Source organism: Actinoplanes sp. NPDC048967 (genome assembly GCF_040649415.1).
Classification (GTDB): Bacteria; Actinomycetota; Actinomycetes; order Mycobacteriales; family Micromonosporaceae; genus Actinoplanes.
In genome coordinates, this window is the sequence record NZ_JBEZFL010000015.1 from 169,254 (window position 1) to 187,429 (window position 18,176).

An 18,176-nucleotide genomic window follows, 5' to 3' on the forward strand; every position below is an offset into this window, starting at 1 on the left:
GGAGCGCTGCCACGCTTCCCGAAAAGGTTTTCGGAGTTTCGGAGCAGCGCATGAGCGAAGCAGACACCGTGCCCTCCCGGGGTGGCCCTGTCGCGCCGTCACGGGGTGCCCTGCGGCCGGTTCCGCTGTCGTCCGTACGCCTCGCCGGGGGTTTCTGGGGTGAGCGGCAGGCGGTCAACAGCACCGCGACCCTCGCGCACTGCCGCACCTGGATGGACCGGCTCGGCTGGACCGGCAACTTCACCGCCTCACCGTTCGGCCGCCGGGGCCGGGAGTTCGCCGACTCCGAGATCTACAAGCTCCTCGAGGCACTGTGCTGGGACACCGACGAGCACACCGCCGACCTCGGCTTCCTGACCAGCCTGCTCGCCCGGGCCCAGGCTGACGACGGTTACCTGAGCACCGCGTACGGCCGGCCCGGCCAGGACGAGCGCTACAGCGACCTGACCTTCGGCCATGAGCTCTACTGCATCGGCCACCTGCTGCAGGCGGGTGTGGCCGCGGCTCGCACCGGTCGCGCGCCGCGGCTGGTCGAGGTCGCGCGGCGGGCCGCCGACCATGTCTGCGAGATCTTCGGGCCGGGCCGCAACGAGGGTGTCTGCGGGCATCCGGAGATCGAGACCGCGCTCGTCGAGCTGTACCGGGAGACCGGCGAGCGGCGCTACCTGGACCAGGCGAGCTGGTTCGTCGACCGACGCGGGCAGCGCGGCCTGCCGGAGCACGAGTTCGGCTGGGCGTACTTCCAGGACGACGTCCCGGTGCGCCACGCCGAGGTGTTCCGCGGCCACGCGGTGCGCGCGCTCTATCTCGCGGCCGGCGCGGTCGACGTGGCCGTCGAGACCGGCGATGCCGATCTGCTGGCGGCCGTGCGGCGCCAGTTCGACCGTACGCTGGCCCGCCGCACCTACCTCACCGGCGGGATGGGCTCCCGGCACCTGGACGAGTCGTTCGGTGACGACTTCGTGCTGCCGGCCGACCGCGCGTACGCCGAGACCTGCGCCGGGGTCGCCACGGTCATGCTGGCCCACCGGCTGCTGCTGGCCACCGGCGACACCCGCTACGGCGACATCGTGGAACGGGTGCTCTACAACGTCGTCGCCACCGCGGTCGCCGACGACGGGCGTGGCTTCTTCTACGCCAACACGCTGCACCAGCGCACCCGTACGGAGAGCCTCCCGGGCGATCGCGAGCAGCTGCGCTTCGGCGGCGGGCCGCGGGCGCCGTGGTTCGAGGTGTCGTGCTGCCTGCCCAACCTCGCCCGGCTGCTGGCGAGTCTGGAGTCGTACCTGGTGACCAGCGACGACGACGGGGTGCAGCTGCACCAGTACGCCGATCTCGATGTCTGCGCCGGCGGGCTGGACCTCGCCGTGCGGACCGGTTACCCGGACCACGGCGTGGTCGTGGTCCGGGTGGAGGCCGCCGAGGACCGGGAGCGGACGCTCACCCTGCGCGTCCCGGCCTGGGCGGGCGACGCCCGGGTGGTGGACCGGACCGGCAGCCGGTTCGTGCGGCCCGGCCCGGTCACGATCACCCGGCGGTTCACCGCCGGGGAGGAGATCTGCCTGGAACTGCCGCTGCGGCCGCGGTGGACCGCCGCCGACCCCCGGGTCGACGCGGTACGCGGATGCGTCGCGGTCGAGGTCGGTCCCCTGGTGATGTGCGCCGAGTCGGTCGACCTCGATCCGGGCGCCCAGCTGGACGACCTGCGCGTCGACACGACGGTGGCCCCGCAGACCGACGCGGTCAAGGGCTGGTTCGCCGCTCCCGCCGAAGCGCCCTGGCCGTACCACGGGATCGGGGGCGAGCCCGGGGAACCGCGGACGCCGCGCCTGGTGCCACTCGTGCCGTACCACCGCTGGGCCCGCCGCGGTCCCACCACGATGCGCGTCTGGCTGCCCACTACCCCTGCGTAGAACTGGAGGTGACGCGATGCCGTACGCCCGCTGGAGACCCGGACTGGCAGCCGCGCTGACCGTCGTCCTGTCCACCACCGTCGCCACCGTGCTCGGCACCGCCTCCCCCGGGAGTGCGGCGCAGACGATCGGCTACCCCGGCTTCTCCGGCCCGGCGATCCCGGCGCCACCGGTCGGTCTCAGCACCGGCAACACCATGGCGGCCATCTTCGACGCGGAGAGCGGCGGCACCGACTACTGGATGGACCGGCTGCTGGCCCGCCCGGGCAACGACCCGGCCGGGACCTGGCTGATGAGCCGGGGCCGGGCCCTGTTCATGAAGACCCACAACCCGGGCACGCTCGGCTTCGGCGGCCAGGTCGCGTACTGGGAGAGCATCGACGACCGCAGCGCCTTCACCGTGACCGCGTCGCCGGGGACCTTCACCGAGCAGGTCGCGCAGCGCTGGCAGGCGCCCAGCCACTTCCGCAGCGTGCACACCAGCGGCTCGGTACGCATCAACCAGACGAAGTTCATCACCCAGCAGAACGTCGCGGTGGCCACCCTCGCCGTCACCAACACCGGCACCGCCGCCACCACCGTGCAGCTGCGCGCCACCTCGCCGTACGCGACCACGGCCGCCGGCACCGAGCTCACCGGCCAGGTCAACGCCCGCAACAACCTCACCACGCTGTATCCGCGGCTGTCCGGTGACGACTTCACGGTCACCGGCGGCGGCCTCACCCGCTCGATCACCGTCGCCCCCGGCGCCACGGTCACCACCAAGGTGCAGCTGGGCTTCGTGACCTCGGAGATCCCCGAGTCGCTGACCGAGTACACGACGTACCGGGGCTACTCCCCGGCCACCGCGTTCGCCACCCAGACGCGGGAGTACAACCGGTGGTGGGCGCAGAACGTGCCCTACCTGGACGTGCCCGAGCCGGCCATCAAGAAGAACATCTACTACCGCTGGTGGCTGATGCGCTTCAACCACCTCGACGCCGACATCCCCGGGCAGGACTTCCAGTTCCCCACCTCGGTCGAGGGCGCGCTGGGCTACAACAACGCCATCGTGCTGACCCAGCCGATGCACATCGACGACCTGAAGTACCTGCGTGACCCGGTCTACGCGTACGGGCCGTGGGTGTCGGTCGGTCAGGTGTCCAAGGGGGGCCGCTTCGTCGACAACCCGGGCGACCCGGAGAACTGGTCCAACAGCTACACCCAGTACATCTCCGAGGCGGCGTGGCGGTCGTACCAGATCCACGGCGGGCAGCCGGCCATCGCCGGCAACCTCGCCCGGTACGCCGAGGGTGACGTCAAGGACCAGCTGGCCTTCTACGACCACGACGGCAACGGCCTCATCGAGTACGACTGGGGCGCGCTGACCGGCAACGACGCCGACGCGGTGTCGTTCCACTGGCGTGCCGGTCAGCTCGACCGCACCGAGTCGGCGTACGTCTACAGCAACGCCCTGGCCGCCGCCCAGGCGTACGAGGCGACCGGCAACACCGCCAAGGCCGACGAGATGCGCCGGCTGGCCGAACGGGTCCGCGCCGCGATCGTCGGCGTGCTCTGGAATCCCAGCCGTCAGCTGTTCGAGCACCGGCACGTCGCCACCGACGCCCACGTGCCCTGGAAGGAGATCAACAACTACTACCCGTTCTCGGTCGGCGCGATCCCGAACACCGAGGTGTACAAGCAGGCGCTGCGGCTGTTCGCCGACCCGGCCGAGTATCCGATCTTCCCGTTCTTCACCGCGAACCAGCGGGACAAGGCGGCCGCTGCCGCGGCCGGCCAGCCCGGCAGCAACAACTTCTCCACCATCAATTCCACCGTGCAGTTCCGGCTCTACTCCTCGGTGCTGCGCAACTACCCGAACCAGTGGATGACCGCCGAGGACTACAAGAAGCTGCTGTACTGGAACGCCTGGTCGCAGTACGTCGGCGGGGACACCCGGTGGCCCGACGCGAACGAGTTCTGGGCCAACTGGAACGCCGGCACCCGGACCATCGACTACCGGTCCTGGATCCACCACAACATCCTCGGCAGCAGCAACTGGACGGTCATCGAGGACGTCATGGGACTGCGCCCGCGCAACGACAACCAGGTCGAGCTGAGCCCGATCGGCATCGGCTGGTCGCACTTCGCGGCCAACAACCTCCGCTACCGCAACGCCGACCTGTCGGTGGTCTGGGACGACCCGGCCGACGGCATCACCCGCTACCCCGGCATACCGCAGGGCTACTCGGTCTTCCTCAACGGCACCCGGGCGTTCACCGTCGACCGGCTCACCCGCGTGCTGTACAACCCGGCCACCGGCGCGGTCACCCTGCCCGCGGGCGGCTCGGTCACCTTCAGCACCGCGGTCGGCGGGATCCAGTCCCCGACCCAGGTCGTGCAGAGCAGCGCCCGCATGGTCGACCTGTTCGCCAAGGCCGGCACCGACCTGACCTCGGCCCGGCCCAACTACGCCCGCGGCGCGACGACCACCGCGTCGTACACGGCCGCCGGCACCTCCGGATCCGCCGCGGTCGACGGATATCCGGTCAACGAACCGATCTGGGGCACCTACGGCTCACCCAACGGCACGGACACGCTTGAGGTGAACCTCGGGCAGTCCCGCCGTATCGACGAGCTGCGGCTGTACTTCCGCAACGACCGGGCCGGCAACCGCTACCGGCAGCCGTCGGCGTACCAGGTGCAGTACTTCGACGGCAGTGCCTGGGTCGCCGTCTCCTCGGCGGTGCGCACGCCGACCACGCCGCGCGCGAACTACAACCGGATCCGCTTCGCCGCGGTCGACACCCAGCGGGTGCGGGTGCAGGTCACCCACGCGTCCGGCTTCCGGACCGGACTGACCGAGTTCCAGGTGTACGGCCCGTAGCGCGAGCCCGCGGGGAGGATGTGCCCGGCATCCTCCCCGCGCCCCTTTTCTCCGCACGTCACGCGCCACCGATCAGGAGGACTGCTTTGAGACGCTGGTTGAGCGGCATCGTCGCCGCCACCTTGGTGGCCGGGTCGGCCGCCTGCGGCGGCGACAGCCCGGACGACAACATCGCCGGTACGGACTCCGGCGCCACCATCACCCTGTGGACGCGGGCGGCCACCGAATCGGTGTCGAAGGCCTACGCCGAGACCTACAACGCCACGCACAAGAACAAGGTCGAGGTCACCGCCTATCCGAACGAGGAGTACCCGGCGAAGCTGGCCTCCGCCGCCGGGGCCCGATCGCTGCCCGACCTGTTCGCCGCCGACGTGGTGTTCGCACCGCAGTACGCCTCGCAGGGCCTGTGGCTGGACCTGACCGAACGGTTCGGCGCGCTCCCGGTCAAGGACAAGGTCTCCCCCGCCCACGTCCGCAACGGCACCTGGAAGGACAAGAACTACGCCGTACCGCACACCATCGACATGTCGGTGCTGCTCTACAACAAGGATCTCTACCGGAAGGCTGGTCTGGACCCGGAGAAGCCGCCGACCACTCTCACCGAGTTCGCCGAGCAGGCCCGCGCCGTGGACAAGCTCGGCGGCGGCGTCAACGGCACCTACTTCGGCGGCAACTGCGGTGGCTGCAACGTATTCACCCTCTGGCCCTCGGTCTGGGCCGCCGGCGGGGACGTGATGACCGCCGACGGCACCGCCAGCACCATCAACTCCCCCGCCATGGCCGAGGTCTTCGCCCTCTACCGCGGCCTGTACGAGGACGGGGTGGCCGCCCCGGCGTCGAAGGACGAGGCCGGACCGACCTGGCTCGGTGCCCTGCAGAGCGGCAAGGTCGGCATCGCGCCCGCGCCGTCGGTCTGGCTCGGCATCATCGAGGAGAAGACCGACGTCGAGCTGGGCGTCGCGCCGATCAGCGGCATCGACGGCGGCGAGTCCACCTTCGTCGGCGGCGACTCGATCGGCATCGGCGCCACCACGAAGAACGCGGACGCCGCCTGGGACTTCCTCGCCTGGAGTCTGGGCGACGAAGCTCAGGTCGAGGTGATCGCGAAGAGCAAGGGCGTACCGGTGCGCACCGACCTGGCCACCAACAAGTACTCGTCGGCCGATCCCCGGACCGTCACCATCAACAGCTTGATGGCCAAGGGCAGGACGCCGTACGCGAAGAACTTCAACGCCACCTACAACGACCCGCAGAGCCCCTGGATCACCACGTTCCGCGGGGCGCTGTTCGGCGACGCCGGCAAGTCCCTCGGCGAGGGCGCCGCCGCACTGACCGCTTCGCTGAAGAAGTAGGACCGGCGATGGTGACCATGCTCAGGCGGGCGCGGGCGGAGGTGCCCGTACAAGTGCCACCGGCCCGCCGTCCGTCCCGGCGCCGGGCGTGGCTGGGTGCGGCCTATGCCGCGCCCACCGCGCTCGTGGTCACCCTGCTGTTCCTGGTCCCGCTGGGCCTGGTCGTCTGGATGTCGCTGCATCACTGGCCGCTGCTGGGCGAGCCCGAGTTCAATGCGCCGGCCAATTACACCGCGATGACCGGCGACGCCCTGGTTCGCAGCGCGGTGTGGTTCACCCTCAAGTACACCGTCGTGGTGACCGTGCTGTTGTTCATGCTGGCCTTCGGACTGGCTCTGCTCGTGCAGCGCGCCCGGCCCGGCGCGGGCTTCTTCCGGACAGCCTTCTTCCTGCCCGCCGCGGTCGGTTTCGCCAGCGCGTCGCTGCTGTTCCTGGGCCTGCTCAGCGACGAGATCGGGCCGATCAACGACGCGCTGGCCACGACCGGGCTGCTCGACGGCTACGTGTCGTGGACCAGCGGAAGCGCGAACACGGCGCTGGGCTCGGCGATCCTGCTGGTGCTGTGGCGTTTCGCCGGCTTCAACATGCTGATCCTGCTGACCGGGCTGCAGGCCGTTCCGCTGGAGGTGTACGAGGCCGCGCGGATGGACGGGGCCGGCCGGCTGCAGATCTTCCGCCGGATCACGCTGCCGCTCATGCGCCCGACCATCGCCCTGGTGCTCACGTTGATGGTCACCGGCTCGCTGCTGGCGTTCGACCAGTTCTGGATCCTCACCCGCGGCGGGCCGGACAACAGCACCACCTCGCTGGTGATGGTCATCTACCGGGCCGCGTTCATCGACCTCGATCTGGGCTCGGCGGCGGCCGTGTCGGTGGCCCTGCTGGGCGTGCTCGTCCTGGTCAGCCTCGTCCAGCTCGGCGTGCTGCGCCGCCGGTCCCGCCAGGAGTCAGCGTGAAGCTCGCCCGTACCGGCTACTACAGCACCGGCGCCGCGCTGGCCGTGCTGTTCCTGTTCCCGCTGCTGTGGAGCGCGTACGCCTCGGTGCGTACCCCCAGCGGTTTCGGTCTGGAGAACTACGCCCGGCTGTTCACCGCCGACGGCGGGATCCGGCCGCACCACGTGCTCAACAGCGTCGTGGTCTGCCTGCTCACCGTGGGCGGGACGCTGCTGATCTCGACGCTCGGCGGGTACGCCTTCGGCCGCTTCGACTTCCCCGGCAAGAACGCGCTGTTCCTGCTGACGCTGGCGATCCTGATGGTCCCGTACGCCACCATCCTGATCGCCCTCTACGTGCTGCTCGGCTGGGTCGGGCTGGCCGACTCGCTGCTCGGGCTGAGCCTGGTGCTCATCATGTTCCAGCTGCCGTTCGCCATCTTCATGATGCGCAACTCCTTCGAGGCCGTACCCAGGGAGCTGGAGGAGTCGGCGCTGGTCGACGGCTGCGGCAGCGTCGGGGTCCTGCTGCGGGTCATGGTGCATGCCGTACGGCCGGGAATCGTCACCGTGTCGCTGTTCGCGTTCCTGGCCTCGTGGAGCGAGTTCTTCGCCCCGCTGATCATGCTCAACTCCACCGACCGGTTCACGCTGATGCTCGCCGTGGTCAACATGCGGACCGCGAGCTTCGGGGCCATCGACTACGCCGCGCTGGAGGCCGGCGTGACCGTAATGGCCGTGCCGTGCCTGGTGCTCTTCGTCCTGCTGCAGCGCAGTTACGTGCGCGGCTTCATGTCCGGCGCACTGAAGGGGTGATGCGAACCGCCCGGGTCGTCAGCACAACCCACTGACCCCTACGAACTTGAGGACCCCCCATGTCCATCCCCGGCCCGGTCTCCCACCGGACTCCCCTGCGTCACCCCGCTCCCTTGCTGCTGCTGCTGTCCCTGGCTCTGGTGTTCGTGCCGATCGCCATGCTGCCGGCGCAGGCGGCCAACCCGATCGTCACCTCGGTCTACACCGCCGACCCGGCACCGCTGGTGGTCGGCGACACGATGTACATCTACGCCGGCCGCGACGAGGCGCCCACCGGCACGGACGCCTTCGTCATGCGCGAATGGCGGGTGCTGTCCTCGCCGGACGCGGCGACCTGGACCGACCACGGCCCGCGGGCCTCCGTCGCGACCTTCCCGTGGGCCGGCGCCGACGCCTGGGCCGGCGAGGTGGAGCCGCGCAACGGCCGCTACTACTGGTACACCTCCGTCAACGGCAACGGGCCCGGCTGGATGAACATCGGGGTCGCCGTGGGCGACAGCCCGCTCGGCCCGTTCACCGACGCCAAGGGCGGCCCGCTGATCAGTGACAGCACCGCCAACTCGTCCGGGCTGAACATCGACCCGACCGTGTTCGTCGACGACGACGGTCAGGCCTACCTGTACTGGGGCGGCTACTGGAGCCCGCGGATGGTCAAGCTGGCCGCGAACATGGTCGACACCGTCGGCGCGGTCCAGACCCCGGTGGGGCTCACCGACTACTGGGAAGCGCCGTTCCTGTTCAAGCGCTACGGCCTCTACTACATGATCTACGCCGCCAACGACACCAACGGCTGCGTCACCTCGTCGAGCTACGCCTGCCAGCGCTACGCCACCGCGACCAGCCCGATGGGGCCGTGGACGCACCGCGGGGTGGTCCTCGGCCAGGTGTCGTCGACCACCAACCACGCCGGGGTCGTGCAGTTCCACGGCCAGTGGTACATGGTCTACCACAACGCGAACGCGCCCGGCGGGGGCAACTTCCGGCGCTCGGTCGCCGTCGACCGGATGACCTTCAACGCCGACGGCACCATCCAACGGGTCGTGCAGACCACGACCGGCCCGCCGCCCAACCCGGGCGGCACGACACCGCCACCCGGCCCGGGGACCGATCACGCGCTGACCGCGACCCCCTCCACCTCGTACGTCTCACCGTGGGAGAACCTCGCGGCGATCAACGACGGGTTCACCCCCACCGGCTCCGCCGACCGGTTCCACCCGGTGTACGGCAACTGGCCGGAGCAGGGCACGCAATGGGTCCAGTACGACTGGGCGACCCCGGTGACCCTGCGCGGGGCGAGCGCCTACTGGTTCGACGACAACCAGGGCATCGACCTGCCCGCGTCGTGCCAGGTGCAGTACTGGACCGGCACCGCCTGGGCGAACGTGCCCGGCGGATCGACTTGTGGAGTGGCCGCCGACACGGCGAACACCGTCGTCTTCGATCAGATCTCCACGACCCGGCTCCGGCTGACCTTCACCTCAAGAACGGGCCTGTCCACCGGCCTGCTCGAATTCCGCGCCTTCTCCTGACAGTGGCGCCCAGAGAGGAAAGACACCATGAGACTTCGACGCCTGGCCACCCTGACCGCCACGCTGGTGATCCTGCTCGGCTCGCCCGTCGCGGCCCAGGCGGCTCCGGCCCCGGCGGACTGGAGTCCGCCGGCCAACCTGGTCACCCCGCTCGACGAGGTCTGGCGGCACCAGGAGCAGACCTACAACAACCTGTACGGCTTCCGCAATTACGGCTGGGACCAGATCTTCGCCAACCGCGGCAGCATCAACTACTGCGTGCGCTGGGACTCCAGTGCCCCGGTCAGCGCCGCGCTGCGCGACCGCATCCACGCCTCCCTCGCCCGGCAGTTCAAGAAGTGGATGGACGTGATGGCCGGTCACAACGGCTGGCCGTACCAGGAGGTCCCCCTCAAGGTGGTCGGCTGGGCGGTCCGCAACCGCTCGACGCTGCAATGGTCGGACTCGTCGGTCGACATCTACGTCAACAACATCCGGGAGAACGCGCCGCAGTGCTCCGAGCCGTGCGGCCGCTTCTTCAACCAGTCGGGCAACTATCCGAACTGCCCCGGCGGCGCCGCCCGGCACTACGACATGTCGCTGTGGCTCACCGCCGGCATGAACGGCGGCGCGGGCGGTGACTGGGGCCAGCGCATCGGCAGCGAGTACTTCGTCGGCGCGCTGGACGCGGACGACATCCACATCCTGCTGCACGAGATCGGGCACAGCTTCGGACTCGACGACTTCTACGACTGGACCCCGACCGGGGTCGGCGGCTTCCTGATGAAGGCGGGCAGCGCGACCCGGATCACCGACTTCGACGCGTGGATGTTCCGCGACTGGTGGCGGCATCTGAAGAACCGCTATGGCTACGCCCCCGCAGCCGGGAAGGCGGGCTGACGGGTGCGCCTCTCCACAACCCTGAAAGGCTGGCGCCGGCGGCTGATCCTCGCCGGGGCGGTCACCGTGCTGGCCGTCGTACCGCTGGCAGTTCCGCAGCTGATCGCCACCGCGTCGGCCGCGGCCAAGACAACCTGGATCCCCGCCCGCTGGGCCGGCACCGGCGAGGTGCCCTGGGTGCCCGAACGCACCAGGGAGTCGGCCAACTTCATCCTGCTGTGGGGCGACCGGTCGGGCACCGACCCGACGAGCGCCCCGGCGCCGTACCGCTTCGATCCCGACAACATCCTGGCCCAGCTGGAGAGCCTGTACTCGTTCTACGTGAACACGATGAAGTTCACGCCCGAGCAGGGCCTGCTGGCCCAGTACAAGATCGATGTCATCATCACCACCACGTGGTCCACCGCCCCGCTGGACGCGTGGGCCACCGGCGGCTCGACCGACGGCAAGGTCGGCGTCATCAACATCGCCCCCGGCGCGGCGGCCCCCGGGTCGTGGGGGCTGGCCCACGAGCTCGGGCACGTGTTCCAGAACTACACGTTCCTGGGCCGCTCGGGCGTCGGCTTCACCGATCCGTCGGCCGGGACGTTCTGGGAGGCCACCGCGGAGTTCATGGCCATGCAGGTCTACCCGAAGACAGCCGCGGGTGACCTGACCCGCTTCCTGCGCACCGAGAACCTGGCCTACAGCTCCAGCCGGCACCACTACGGCGCCTGGATGCTGCTGCAGTACATCAAGGACCGGGACGGGCTCGCCATGGTCAACCGGATCTGGAACGAGGCCCGCAACACCGAGCATCCGCTGGAGACGTACCGCCGGCTGGCCGGCATCGACCAGGCCGAGCTGAACCGGCGGCTGGGCGAGTACGCCCAGCACAACGTCACCTGGGACTACAGCAACCGGGCCGACGTGCTGCCGTTCATCAACCGGCTGTACCCGTTCATCACCGCGTACAACGGTGTCGCGGTCGAGCCGGTGGACCAGGCGGCGGGGCACTACCGGATTCCGGACGCGATCGCCCCGTCCGACTACGGCTACAACAAGATCCGCCTGGTGCCGGCCACCGACGGTGGCCTCATCCAGCTGCGCCTCAAGGGCCACGCGGAGAACACCGCCGCGCAGCCCGGCTGGACGTACGGCTTCGTCGCCGTGCGCGACGGCGTGCCCCGCTACGGGCCGCTGACCAGCAGCGCGGACGGGCAGATCGCCTTCCGGACGCAGCCCGGCGAGCGGGAGGTCCATCTCGTCGTCACCGGGACCCCCGGCGCGGTGCACCACTACGGATTCCTGGACGGCTACACCAGGAACCACCGGTACGCCTACGAGTTCCGGGTGGCCGGCGCGGCACCGTTCGGCTACGAGCCCGGCCACGTCAGGCCGGCCGCGCCCGGCGGAGGCCGCTGGCACTCCAACGGCGGCGGCTGGGTGGACTCCCGCGCCACGGTCGCGGCCGGCGCTTATGTCGGCCCCCGCGCGGCGGTGTACGGCAACAGCACCGTCTCGGGCAACGCCCGCGTCGAGGACCTGGCCTGGGTCAACAGCGGCGCGACGGTGACCGGCAACGCGGTGGTGAAGGACAACGCACTGGTGCAGGGCGGCGCGAACCTGTCCGGCAACGTGATCATCGGCGGCGACGCGGAACCGTCGACTGCCTGCGCGTCGGGGACGTACCTGCTGTTCAACCCCGATCGAGGATGCGACGGCCGGGGTGGTGAGGTTGACGTGAACCCGACGCACGGGACGTTCCGTACCGAAGAGCTGGCTCTCACCGGCAGCGAGCCGCCGCCGTCTCCGGCGGTTCCTTCCCCGACGCCTTCCCCCACGGTGCCCGCGGGTGCCGGGTGCACTGCGGCCTACCGGCTCGCCGGGCAGTGGCAGGGCGGGTTCCAGGCCGAGGTGACCGTGACGGCCGGCCCGGCGGCGATCACCGGGTGGCAGGTCGGCGGGGCTGTCGCCGCGGGTCAGGCCCTCACCCAGGTCTGGGGCGGCACGGCCACCGGATCGGGCCCGGCGAGCGTGATCCGCAACGCCGCCTACAACGGTGCTCTGGCCGCGGGGGCCGGCACGACGCTGGGCTTCATCGGCACGGGTACGCCGGTGACGCCCACGCTCAGCTGCTCGGCCGGGTAGCGGGCACCACAGCAGGCATCGGGGTCGTACTCCCACGGCGGCCCCGATGCCCCGGCCCGGACCAGGCCCCCGGTCCGGGCCGGTCCCTCTGCCGCCACCTGAACAAATCCTCGGCCCCGCCCCACTGCCCCGGCCCGGGCCCGTCCCGCTGCCCACCACCTGAACAGATCCTCGGCCCCACCCCGCCGCCCCGGCCCGGGCCGGTCCCCCTGCCGCCACCTGAACAGATCCTCGCCCCGCCCCGCCGCCCCGGCCCGGGCCGGTCCCCCTGCCGCCACCTGAACAAATCCTCGGCCCCGCCCCGCTGCGCTCGGCCTGGCCGTGCCCGGGCCGAATTTCTCTCGGGTCTCGTGATCACCCCGGCCGCCCGGTGACACTGGCTAGGATCGGGATCGTCCGATCCGGAACGAGTCGACCCGATGGAGGCTGGATGACGTCGGCCCGCCCGGCGCCCCCGATCCACGCCACGCTCGCCGATGCGGCCACCGCGCGGCTGCATGAGGCGATTCTCGTCGGGGAGTTCGAGGGCGGCGCCGCGCTGCGCCTCACCGACCTCGCCACCAGCATGGGCATGAGCATGATGCCGGTGCGTGAGGCGATCCGCCGGCTCGAGGCGCTCGGCCTGGTCGAGGTGATCCCGCACAAGGGCGCGTGGGTGCGCGAGCTGACCATCGAGGATGCCCACGACACCCACGACATGCGGATGCTGCTGGAGATCACCGCGATCGAGCGGGCGGCCGCGCGGTTCACCGAGGAGGACGCCGGCCGGGCCCGGGCCTACCTGGAGCGCAACGTCCGGGCGCTCGAGCTCGGCGATCAGGCCGCCGCCCGGCAGGCCCACACCGGCTACCACTTCGCCATGTATGCCGCGGCCCAGTCCCGCTGGCTCCTCCGCGCCCTTGAGCCGGTGTGGCAGAACGGCGAGAGGTACCGTTTCGCGGGCACCCGTTCCCCCGGTGCCCGCGAGCGGATCCTGCGGGAGCACGAGGCGATCCTCGCGGCCTGCGTAGCCCATGATCCGGCCGCCGCGGCGGCAGCACTGCGCGAGCACATCACCAACGCCCATGCCCGGGTCATCGAGAAGATGACCAAGCAGAACGACAACGGTCGACCTCCCGGCTGAATGGCCGGGCAACCGGCGCGGGGTCGGTCTCCGCGTCGCGCACGACGAAGGTCGTGTCCCGCAGGGACGGGCGGGTGGCCGGCGAAGCGACAAGAGGCGTCGTCACCGGCTACCGGCTGGTGTCCGGCGCGCCGGCCCTCGTCGGGATCCTCCAGCCGCCGGCTGTACAACTCCAGCTCGCCCCTTGCGCAGGTGGTGCTGCTCGCGCCTGGTGGCCGGTGCCGGCGCCTCAGCTCACCGCGAGATAGACGAGTGCGCCGATCACGCCGACGAACACCACGAGCAGCCCGCCGACGAGCAGCATCTCGCGGGCGGCGCCCCGATCGTCGTCGTCCGTCATCCCGCAGCCTCCGTCGTTTGATATTTGATAAGACCCGCCCAGCATAGATCGAGACATGGACATCAGGCGCGGCAGCGTCCCCTTTCGGGTTATGGCCACCCTGCGGAGTCGGACGTTAACGTGAAGTCCCTCAGTCGAGGGTTGTCCGCTGCTCAAGAAGTCGGGTGGCGCACCGGTCTTTCGCGGTGCCCGAGGAGTAGCCGTGTCTCCAGAGCTGAATCCGCCGTACCTGATGAGCCGCACGCCGGCCGGCAGTGACGGCTGCGTCTCGGTCACGGCCGACGCGGCCGCGAGGGTTCTCGAGGTGGCGGTGCACGGCCGCTGGACCCCGGCGCTGCGGATGCGGGCCTGGACCGCCGTCACCAAGTGCTTTGTCGAGCATCCGTCGGCGGTCGTCGTCGACCTGCGGGATCTCGGCGATCCGCTGGCCGCCAGCGCACCGGCCTGGTGGACCATGGCGATGACCGGAGCCCGGATGGTCCCGCCGGTGTCAGTGGTGGCGAGCCTGCCCGCGACCACGGCACTGGCCGCCCGGCTGAACCGGCTCGGCGCGAAGCGTCAGCTGCCTGTCTTCGCGACCATGCCCGAGGCCCGTGTCGCGGTGACCAGCCGGCTGCCGTTGACCCAGCGCGTCCAGCTGCATCTCACCCCGAGGCCGGAAGCGGCGGGGCAGGCCCGCGCCCTGATCGCGGACGTCTGCCAGGCATGGCAGCAGCCGCGGCTCCGGCCCCGGGCCGCCCTGATCATCTCCGAGCTGGTCGGCAACGCCGTCGCTCATGCCGGCACCGACATCCTGGCGACAGTGTCGCGCCGTGGCAACGGCATGCACCTTGCCGTCACCGACCACGACCCGCGGCTGCCTGTCCTGCTCGACCAGCCCTGTGGCAACCCGGCCGAGGTGAGGCACGGACTGCAGGTCGTGCACGCAGCCGCGACCCTCTGGGGCGCCATCCCCACGAAGACCGGGAAGGTCGTCTGGGCCGTCGTACGCTCGCACCGGGATCCTGCGCCGGTCACATAACGGCGCTCCGGCGACCTGAGTGCTGTCCAGGAGCCGGCGCACCTTGTCCGGATGCGCGGCGGCATCGATGCGGTCTGATACCCGCCACAGTTCGCCCGCGGCGCTACTTCCGTGCGGTGTGACTGCGTGCGCGACGCCCGCCTACCGCGCGAGCGGAGGCCGCACCCGGAACGAGGCGTCGTCGCGGAACCCCACGGTGCCGTCGGACTGGTCCACCCAGATCTGGCCGTCGCGGTGGCGCACGAACCAGCCCGGATAGTTCGACGCCTCCAGCAGCACAGTGCCCGGGGTCGCACCGGGGCGCGTGCAGAACGTGGCGTCGCCGCGGAACAGCTCCGTCCCCTGGTTGGGGCTCAGCTGGACGCGCCATGAGGCGTGGCGGAGGAAGCGGCCGTCGGCGTACCGGAACGAGAAGCAGTTGATGTCCGCGAGGCCCTCGATCGCGCTGAAGGTGGCGCGGGCGCGGGTGGCGCCGTCGGCGCCCGGGCCGGCCGGGACGAGGACGCCGAGGCCGGCCTCGGTCGCGACGTAGCGCCCGGCGGAGTTTCCCGCCTCCAGCGACAGCGGGCCCAGAGCCACCGTATCGGTGCTGGTGGCCGACGGCGCGGCGGATGTCGGTGCGGGTCTCGTCGGCGCGGCGGTCGCGCGCGCGGTCGTCGGCGTGGGGGCAGGGGCGACGGGCGGCCGAGCCGTCGTCCGGGTCGGTTCCGCGATCACTCGCGGGGCGGGCGCCGGTGCCGGCGGGATCAGTTGCACGGTCGTGACCGTCGCACCGGCCGCCAGCGTTCCCGCGGCGACTGTCGAGAGCACGGGGTGCAGCGTGGCCGTCTGGATCAGCTGACTGAGCAGCCCGGCCTTGGCTCCGGCCGTGCCCGTCAGCGCCGCCGGTGCGGCCACGCCGATCGCGGCGCCGTCGAGTGCGAGCTTGCCGAGCAGCGGCAGGCCGATGCCGGCGGGGACCGGCAGCAGGGCGAACATCGGCAGCAACCGGTCGGTGAGCACAAAGCTGTCGGCCGCCCGGGCGCAGTACGGGCAGGTCCGGACGTGACGGGAGAGACGCTTGCGCCACAGTGGACTCGGTGTGCCGTCCCAGCCCTCGGCCACCGCGGCCAGGCGGGGGCAGCGCGGCCGGTAGTCGAGCGCCGCGACCAGTGCCCGGCTGGCCTCGAGCTGGGTGCGCATCCGTTGCACGCGGACGCCGGCGTGGGCGACGCTCAGGCCCAGCGCGGACGCCAGCTCGGCCCGGGTCAGCTGGTCCGCGACCTCCAGCCACCACAGGGACAGCAGCGCCTGCTCGTCGGGGCCGAGCCAGTGACTCGCCCGTTCCACCTGCCGGCGCTGCCGGGACAGGTCGACCTGAAGCGCCGTGAGGTCCTCGGACGGGCTGTGCGGGTCGGGGATCCCGGTGGCCTCCTCCAGGTTCGCGGTGCGGGCAGCGGTGCGGTCGCGGCGGCGCAGGTGGGTGCCGACCTGCCGGATCGCGATGGCGGCGAGCCAGGCGCGGAAGGTGGTCGGGGTACGCAGTTTCGGCAACTGCCGCAGCGCCCGCAGCATCACGTCCTGGACGATGTCGTCGACGTCCGGGTGGGCGCCGAGACCGCGGCGCACGATCGTGTAGACCAGCGGCAGGTAGGTCGCGGCCACCTCTTCCAGCGCTCTGCGATCGCCGGCCTGCGCGGCGGCGACCAGAGCGGCGTCATTGGTGCGTGTGCTTCGCATTTCCCCATCATCAGTCGTCCCGGGCAACGCATCGTACGCCGACGGCAGCGCGCCCGACGTCGCCAGGCTTTCCCGTTTCCGCAATCTCAGAAATTTTCCCGGAAAAACGTTATGAGCCTCAGAGCACGGAAGTCGCACTCAATTTTGTTCGTGAAAAAGTGTTACGAGAAAGGCTTTCGCGGCGAGGAGAAGGGCCCCTTGAACGGGTCGAAACAATCTGGCAACATTGGCGAATCTGAATGTATGTTAACGCTCACATCGACCGAAGGAGCACTCGTGCAGGTTTACCACCGCGCCGGTCGCCACGCCCTGCGGATGCTGGTCATGCTGGCCCTGGTCCTCGTCGGCGCGGCCGTATCGGGCACCGCGGCGCACGCCGAGTCCAACGGCGGAGTGCGCGTGATGCCGCTGGGCGACTCGATCACCGAAGGCACCCAGGTGCCGGGCGGTTACCGGATCGGCCTGTGGCAACGCCTGGCCGCCGCCGGCTACCGCAACGATTTCGTCGGCTCGCAGTTCAACGGGCCGGGCTCCCTCGGCGACCACGATCACGAGGGCCACCCCGGCTGGCGCATCGACCAGATCGACGCCAACATCAACGGCTGGCTCAACAACACCCGGCCGCGCACCGTCCTGCTGCACATCGGCACCAACGACATCCTGCAGAACTACAACGTGTCCGGTGCACCGGCCCGGCTGTCGACCCTCATCGACCACATCACCGCGGCCGCCCCGGACGCCGACGTCCTTGTCGCCACCATCATCCCGCTGGCGAACGCCGGCCAGGAGGCAGCGGCGCGGAACTTCAACGCGGCCGTCCCCGGCATCGTGCAGAGCAAGGTCAACGCCGGCCGGCGGGTCCACCTCGTCGACATGCACGCCGCCCTGAACACCGGTGACCTCATCGACGGTGTCCACCCCACCGCCGGCGGCTACGACAAGATGGCCGCCACCTGGTACGCCGCCCTGCGGGCGGTGCCCGGCAGCATCGGCAACCCCGGCGGCGGCAGCGGAAACCTGCTCACCAACGGCGACCTGGAGAACGGCACCACGGGCTGGACCCCGTTCGGCAGCGCGACCCTGTCGTCCGTCACCGGCACGGCCCACGGCGGCTCGCGGTCCCTGCTCGCCACCGGGCGCACGGCGGCCTGGAACGGCCCCGGCCAGGCGGTGGCGTCGAAACTGACCAACGGCCGGACCTACACCACCGCCGTGTGGGCCCGCGCCCAGAGCGGTACGGCGACCGTCAAGACCACGCTGGCCGTCACCGCGAACGGCACCACGAACTACGTGCGGCTCACACCGGACGGCGCGATCAACGCCAACGGCTGGACGCTGCTGACCGGCACGGCAACCGTGTCCTGGTCGGGCACCGTCTCCGCCGCCACCCTCTACGTCGAGACCACCTCCGGGACGACGCCGTTCCTGGTCGACGACGTGTCGCTGCAGTGAACCGGCCGGACGTTTCCTTGAGGAGTGCCGTGAGACCCACATCCGTACCGTCTGCAACCGGCGGGCCGCGCCGCGGCATCGCCTGGCTCACCGCCCTGCTGT

12 protein-coding genes are annotated in these 18,176 nt (G+C 70.8%); 11 read left to right on the forward strand and 1 reads right to left on the reverse strand.

What is annotated here, in order from left to right; translation table 11 throughout:
- Positions 1–50: 50 nt before the first annotated feature.
- The 10 genes from AB0C12_RS42120 (at position 51) to AB0C12_RS42165 (ending at position 14,903) form a co-directional block, all read left to right on the forward strand.
- Positions 51–1,913 (forward strand): beta-L-arabinofuranosidase domain-containing protein, encoded by a 1,863-nt coding sequence (locus tag AB0C12_RS42120; protein ID WP_360556641.1) that lies wholly within the window; start codon positions 51–53, stop codon positions 1,911–1,913.
- A gap of 16 nt (positions 1,914–1,929) precedes the next feature.
- The gene (locus tag AB0C12_RS42125) at positions 1,930–4,779 is read left to right on the forward strand and encodes a discoidin domain-containing protein (RefSeq protein WP_360556642.1); all 2,850 of its coding nucleotides are present in this window, start codon (positions 1,930–1,932) and stop codon (positions 4,777–4,779) included.
- Between the two features lie 86 nt (positions 4,780–4,865).
- Positions 4,866–6,131 carry a sugar ABC transporter substrate-binding protein gene (locus AB0C12_RS42130; RefSeq protein WP_360556643.1) on the forward strand — a complete coding sequence of 422 codons (1,266 nt, stop codon included), beginning with the start codon at positions 4,866–4,868 and terminating at the stop codon, positions 6,129–6,131.
- 8 nt (positions 6,132–6,139) lie between these two features.
- A complete protein-coding gene (locus AB0C12_RS42135; protein ID WP_360556644.1) occupies positions 6,140–7,087 on the forward strand; it encodes a sugar ABC transporter permease in 948 nt (315 codons plus the stop codon).
- Entirely contained in the window at positions 7,084–7,881 is a 798-nt protein-coding gene (locus tag AB0C12_RS42140) for a carbohydrate ABC transporter permease (RefSeq protein ID WP_360556646.1), read from the forward strand. Before AB0C12_RS42135 ends, AB0C12_RS42140 begins: the two co-directional genes overlap by 4 nt.
- A gap of 59 nt (positions 7,882–7,940) precedes the next feature.
- Positions 7,941–9,410 carry a glycoside hydrolase family 43 protein gene (locus AB0C12_RS42145; RefSeq protein ID WP_360556648.1) on the forward strand — a complete coding sequence of 490 codons (1,470 nt, stop codon included), beginning with the start codon at positions 7,941–7,943 and terminating at the stop codon, positions 9,408–9,410.
- 27 nt (positions 9,411–9,437) lie between these two features.
- Positions 9,438–10,289 carry a hypothetical protein gene (locus AB0C12_RS42150; protein WP_360556649.1) on the forward strand — a complete coding sequence of 284 codons (852 nt, stop codon included), beginning with the start codon at positions 9,438–9,440 and terminating at the stop codon, positions 10,287–10,289.
- Between the two features lie 3 nt (positions 10,290–10,292).
- Positions 10,293–12,419, forward strand: coding sequence for a DUF6055 domain-containing protein (locus tag AB0C12_RS42155; RefSeq protein WP_360556650.1), 2,127 nt, complete (start codon positions 10,293–10,295; stop codon positions 12,417–12,419).
- A 430-nt stretch (positions 12,420–12,849) separates the two neighbouring features.
- Positions 12,850–13,542: a GntR family transcriptional regulator gene (locus tag AB0C12_RS42160; protein WP_360556651.1), complete on the forward strand. Its 693-nt coding sequence runs from the start codon at positions 12,850–12,852 to the stop codon at positions 13,540–13,542.
- Between the two features lie 542 nt (positions 13,543–14,084).
- On the forward strand, positions 14,085–14,903 hold the full coding sequence (locus tag AB0C12_RS42165) for an ATP-binding protein (RefSeq protein WP_360556652.1): 819 nt from the start codon (positions 14,085–14,087) through the stop codon (positions 14,901–14,903).
- Between the two features lie 141 nt (positions 14,904–15,044).
- Here AB0C12_RS42165 and AB0C12_RS42170 read toward each other — a convergent pair whose 3' ends face one another.
- Positions 15,045–16,622, reverse strand: coding sequence for a sigma-70 family RNA polymerase sigma factor (locus AB0C12_RS42170; RefSeq protein ID WP_360556653.1), 1,578 nt, complete (start codon positions 16,620–16,622; stop codon positions 15,045–15,047).
- Positions 16,623–16,937: 315 nt separating this feature from the next.
- On the opposite strand from AB0C12_RS42170, the gene AB0C12_RS42175 reads away from it, so the two are divergent.
- On the forward strand, positions 16,938–18,074 hold the full coding sequence (locus AB0C12_RS42175; protein ID WP_360556670.1) for a carbohydrate binding domain-containing protein: 1,137 nt from the start codon (positions 16,938–16,940) through the stop codon (positions 18,072–18,074).
- Positions 18,075–18,176 lie beyond the last annotated feature (102 nt).

Excerpts from the sequence above, each read along its gene's own strand:
- AB0C12_RS42120 (WP_360556641.1), top strand. The coding sequence starts at position 51 with ATGAGCGAAGCAGACACCGTGCCCTCCCGGGGTGGCCCTGTCGCGCCG.
- AB0C12_RS42125 (WP_360556642.1), top strand. The coding sequence starts at position 1,930 with ATGCCGTACGCCCGCTGGAGACCCGGACTGGCAGCCGCGCTGACCGTC.
- AB0C12_RS42135 (WP_360556644.1), top strand. The coding sequence starts at position 6,140 with ATGGTGACCATGCTCAGGCGGGCGCGGGCGGAGGTGCCCGTACAAGTG.
- AB0C12_RS42145 (WP_360556648.1), top strand. The coding sequence starts at position 7,941 with ATGTCCATCCCCGGCCCGGTCTCCCACCGGACTCCCCTGCGTCACCCC.
- AB0C12_RS42150 (WP_360556649.1), top strand. The coding sequence starts at position 9,438 with ATGAGACTTCGACGCCTGGCCACCCTGACCGCCACGCTGGTGATCCTG.
- AB0C12_RS42160 (WP_360556651.1), top strand. The coding sequence starts at position 12,850 with ATGACGTCGGCCCGCCCGGCGCCCCCGATCCACGCCACGCTCGCCGAT.
- AB0C12_RS42170 (WP_360556653.1), bottom strand. The coding sequence starts at position 16,622 with ATGCGAAGCACACGCACCAATGACGCCGCTCTGGTCGCCGCCGCGCAG.
- AB0C12_RS42175 (WP_360556670.1), top strand. The coding sequence starts at position 16,938 with ATGCTGGTCATGCTGGCCCTGGTCCTCGTCGGCGCGGCCGTATCGGGC.